A 4553-nucleotide genomic window follows, 5' to 3' on the forward strand; every position below is an offset into this window, starting at 1 on the left:
TCCGTGAACCTCGTGACACGCCGAAACGACAAAGCTGAAAATCGACCAAGTTGAAAATCGGAACACCACCAAAATGAACCGCATCGCCGCCACCGCAACGAATATCCTCAGGCTGCTGCCGCGGGCGACGCTCATCCTGATGCTGCTGGCCGCGCCGGTGCTGGCGGTGCCGACGATACGGGCCGATACGGGCCACACGATCGAGGCGCCGGCGCACAAGAACACCAGCGTGGGATTCGTGCTCCTGATCAGCCTGCAGCGCGGGTAACGCACCGAAGAAAAACGACGCGTGCGGCGGCTTGACGCCCGCCTCCCCCTCCCAACCGCTCTTCCAAGTCTCTATATTGAGCCATGGAAAAGCGAATCTACCCTCAAGCCATCGAATCGGTCGTCATGCCGGAGCCGTTCGGCAAGCAGGAGTTCCACGACGCCAAGAAGGCCGTCGCGGCGCTCCAGACGCTCTACGACCGCAACACCAAGTTCCTGCGCGATTCCTTCGCGGCCCTTGCCGCGGGCGGCGACGAGAGCAAGCGCTACCGGGCCTTCTATCCGCAGATCGGCGTCACCACGACCTCGTTCAGCCAGGTCGACTCGCGCCAGGCCTATGGCCATATGCCGACGCCCGGTCATTTCGCCACCACCGTCACCCAGCCGCAACTGTTCGAGAACTATCTCATCGAGCAGCTACGGCTGATCATGCGCAATCACGGTGTGCAGGTGACCGTGTCGGAGTCGACCACGCCGATCCCGCTGCATTTCGCCTTCCTGGAAGGCACCTATGTCGACGGCGCCGCCGCCGAGCGCATCAAGCGGCCGATCCGCGACCTGTTCGACGTGCCGGATCTCGACGGAACCGACGACCAGATCGCCAACGGTACCTTCGAGGTGGCGTTCGGCGAGCCGCGGCCGCTGGCGCCGTTCACCGCGCAGCGCATCGACTATTCGCTGCACCGCATGACGCATTACACCGCGACCAGCCCGCAGCATTTCCAGAATTTCGTGCTGTTCACCAATTACCAGTTCTATATCGACGAATTCGTGGCGCGCGCCCGCGAATTGATGGAGAGCGGTGGAGGCGGCTATAGCGAATTCGTCGAGCCGGGCAACGTCGTGACCAAGGCGAGTGCCGGCGCGCCGAGCGAAGGCATGCCGCCGCAGCGCCTGCCGCAGATGCCGGCCTACCACCTGAAGAAGCCCGGCCACGGCGGCATCACCATGGTCAATATCGGCGTCGGCCCGTCCAACGCCAAGACGATCACCGACCATATCGCGGTGCTGAGGCCGCATGCCTGGGTCATGCTCGGCCATTGCGCGGGCCTGCGCAACACGCAGGCGTTGGGCGACTATGTGCTGGCGCATGCCTATGTGCGCGAGGACCATGTGCTGGACGACGACCTGCCCGTCTGGGTGCCGATCCCGCCGCTGGCCGAGATCCAGGTGGCGCTGCAAGAAGCGGTCGCCGAGGTCACCGGCCTTTCCGGCTACGACCTCAAGCGCATCATGCGCACGGGCACCGTCGCCACCATCGACAATCGCAACTGGGAACTGCGCGACCAGCGCGGACCGGTGCAACGCCTGTCGCAGTCGCGGGCCATCGCGCTCGACATGGAATCGGCCACCATCGCCGCCAATGGCTTCCGCTTCCGCGTGCCCTATGGGACGCTGCTGTGCGTCTCCGACAAGCCGCTGCATGGCGAATTGAAGCTGCCCGGCATGGCGACCGAGTTCTACAAGCGACAGGTGGCGCAGCATCTCACCATCGGCATCAGGGCGATGGAGAAGCTGGCCGAAATGCCGATGGAGCGGCTGCATTCGCGCAAGCTCAGAAGCTTTTCGGAGACGGCGTTCCAGTAGAGGCGTCCCGGCCAGCTGCCGGCGAGGCAATCCGTCGTCTTGCTTGAGCTGCAATTTGGCCGATAAGCGGTCAAAGCGGAATTGGAGCAATTCAGGAAAATGCGAGCGGTTTTTCGTTCGAAATAGCGTCAGAACAAGGAGACAGGGCCTTTCGGCGTTCCGTGAAACGGTGAAATGTCCCGGGCGGGTCGGAGCAGATGACTACGGGCGGTGCGCGCTTGAGCATGATGGCTCAGCTCACATTCCTGGCGATGATGGCATGCTCGGCCGCGTTGCTGGCCGGGTTCTTCGGGGCGCTGCATCCGGCCTTCGATTCCTTCTCGCATTTCCGCATGCATCTGAGCGTGCTTGCGGCCTTGCTTGCGCTGGCGCTGCTTGCCGGTCCCTATAGGCTGCAGGCCGTCGCGGCGCTGGTCTTCGCCATCGTCTGCTTCGCCACGACGACGAGCGCGCTGCCCAAATTGCCGACGCAGCAGGCAATCGCGAAACCGGCCGACCGGATCGTCTACAGCCTGCTGCAGATGAACCTGCGCTTCAACAATCCGACGCCGAAGAAGGTGCTGTCGCTGATCGGCCGGACCAATCCAGACGTCATCACGCTCGACGAAGTGTCCGGCATGTGGTCGAAGGAGCTCGGCTATATTGCCGGCGCTTACCCCTATCGCATCCTTTGCGACTATCCCAACGGCATATTCGGCGTGGCGCTGCTCTCGCGCCGTCCCTTCGCCGCCGGCACAGCGCCGCGTTGCGAGCCGCGCGGCGCGATGGCCACCGCCACGATCGACTTCAACGGCGTTCCGGTCGACGTCGCCGCGATCCATCTGAGCTGGCCGTGGCCGAAGGAGCAATATTGGCAGATCGGTGAACTGGCGGAACCGCTGGCCGGCCTCGGTGAGACCGCCATCATGGCCGGCGATTGCAACGCCGTGCCGTGGAGCGCGGCGGTGCGTCGGGTGGCGCGGCTCAGCGGCATGACCCTGATGCCGTCGGCCGGCCCGACCTGGATCCACCGCACGCTGCCCGACTTCCTGCGCCGCTATGCGGGCCTGCCGATCGACCAGGTGTTCAGCAAGGGCGGAGTGACGATCCTGTCGTCGGCCCGACTGGAGGATACCGGCTCCGATCATCTGCCGGTGCTGATCGAATTCACGCTGCCGCCCGCCAGCGATGCGCCCGGGGACGAGCACAAGTCGGCGCTGGCGGCGAACGAGGCGCCGGACAGACCGCAGGGTTGACGCTCCGTTTCTTAAGCGAACGACTGAAGCTTCAGTTCGTCCCCATCAACGCATTGACCAGCCGGTCGACATGGCCGCCGTCGCGATGCTCGCGCGCATCGAAGGCGTTCTGTTTCGCTTCATATTGCGCGTAGACGGAGTCGATCCGGCGCCTGGCCTCGCGGTGAGTGGCGGTGCAGAACCAATTGTCGGCAAGCTTAAGGCCGGCAATGGACTTGTCGGTGGCGCGCATCATGGCCTTGGCGATGCGGCCGTGGTGGTGCTCATGAGCGTGGACGCCGGCGAGGAAGCGCCGCCAGCGCCGCTCGAGCTCGGGCTTCGGCGGCGAAGCCAGGCGAGGAAAAGTGTAGGTGAGCTCCATCGTTCCGTCGGCGCCCCGCAACCTGCAGACCCCGTCGACGCGATCCACGTCCAGCTTCCAGTTCACGACGTAGCTGGTGTCGGCGATGGCTCGGGTCATGAAGCCGTGCTTGGGACCTTTACGGTTCATCGCTTCGACCAGCACGGCGCCCGTCGCGCCGGCGATGTCATAGCTGCGCGTCGTGACCAGCACCTTGGTGCCGGCCAAGGCCTCCGGGGCGCCGCCGCACAGGCCGCCGAGCATAATGAGGCATGTAAGAACCGTCAGGCGCATGGCCCACTTGCTCCTTATCCGCAGAGAAGGAACTATAAGCCGGCTGCAATTTCAAGCTCGGGAGCTGGCCGGCCGGAACCGCGCGATGGCAGCCGACCCGAGGAGCGCCTCGTCGGCTTTTGCTGGAGCGACCGTCGAGACGGCTCGGCCGGAGCGGCTCACATGCCTTGGTAGACCGGCCCCTCGCCGCCTTGTGGCGGCACCCAGTTGATGTTCTGGTTCGGGTCCTTGATGTCGCAGGTCTTGCAGTGCACGCAGTTCTGCGCGTTGATGACGAAGCGCACGTCCTTGGCCGACGGATCGGCGGCGGCGTTACCGTCCTTGTCCACCCATTCATAGACACCTGCCGGGCAATAGCGGGTCGACGGACCGGCAAAGACATCGTGCTCCGAACGCTGCTGCAACGCCATGTCGCCGACGATCAGATGTACCGGCTCGTTTTCCTCATGGTTGGTGTTGGAGAGGAACACCGAGGAGAGACGATCGAAAGTCAGCACGCCATCCGGCTTCAGATAGGCAATCTTCTGATGCTTGGAGGCCGGCTCGAGCGTCGCATAATCGGCCTTGCCGTGCTTCAGCGTGCCGAAGGGCGAGAAGCCGAACAGCGTGTTCAGCCACATGTCGAGGCCGCCGATGCCGACGCCGACGATGGTGCCGAAGCGCGACCACAACGGCTTGACGTTGCGGACCTTCCTCAAGTCCTTGCCGATGTCGCTGCCGCGCCAGGCTTCTTCGTAGGACGCAAGCTCGTCATTGGCGCGGCCGCCGGCGATCGCCTCGGCCACATGCTCGGCCGCCAGCATGCCGGACAGCACCGCGTTGTGCGAGCC

The 4553-nt window shown here is 64.5% G+C and carries 5 protein-coding genes; 3 read left to right on the top strand and 2 right to left on the bottom strand.

All coding sequences use genetic code 11. The features are described 5' to 3' along the window. The first annotated feature begins 73 nt into the window (after nt 1-73). From EOD07_RS23595 to EOD07_RS23605, 3 genes are all read left to right on the top strand, one after another. Nucleotides 74-268, top strand: a complete 195-nt coding sequence (locus EOD07_RS23595; RefSeq protein ID WP_127237161.1) for a hypothetical protein — start codon at nt 74-76, stop codon at nt 266-268. A gap of 125 nt (nt 269-393) precedes the next feature. Further along, nucleotides 394-1854: an AMP nucleosidase gene (locus EOD07_RS23600; RefSeq protein ID WP_245470428.1), complete on the top strand. Its 1461-nt coding sequence runs from the start codon at nt 394-396 to the stop codon at nt 1852-1854. Nucleotides 1855-2078: 224 nt separating this feature from the next. Then, entirely contained in the window at nt 2079-3089 is a 1011-nt protein-coding gene (locus EOD07_RS23605) for an endonuclease/exonuclease/phosphatase family protein (protein WP_127237163.1), read from the top strand. 31 nt (nt 3090-3120) lie between these two features. Here the strand turns inward: EOD07_RS23605 and EOD07_RS23610 are convergent, their stop codons facing one another. Beyond that, the gene (locus EOD07_RS23610) at nt 3121-3723 is read right to left on the bottom strand and encodes a DUF922 domain-containing protein (RefSeq protein WP_127237164.1); all 603 of its coding nucleotides are present in this window, start codon (nt 3721-3723) and stop codon (nt 3121-3123) included. 158 nt (nt 3724-3881) lie between these two features. Next, nucleotides 3882-4553, bottom strand: a 672-nt coding sequence (locus EOD07_RS23615) for a 4Fe-4S dicluster domain-containing protein (protein ID WP_206519534.1), incomplete at its 5' end; no start/stop codon positions are given.

It is taken from the genome of Mesorhizobium sp. M2C.T.Ca.TU.002.02.1.1, assembly GCF_003997225.1.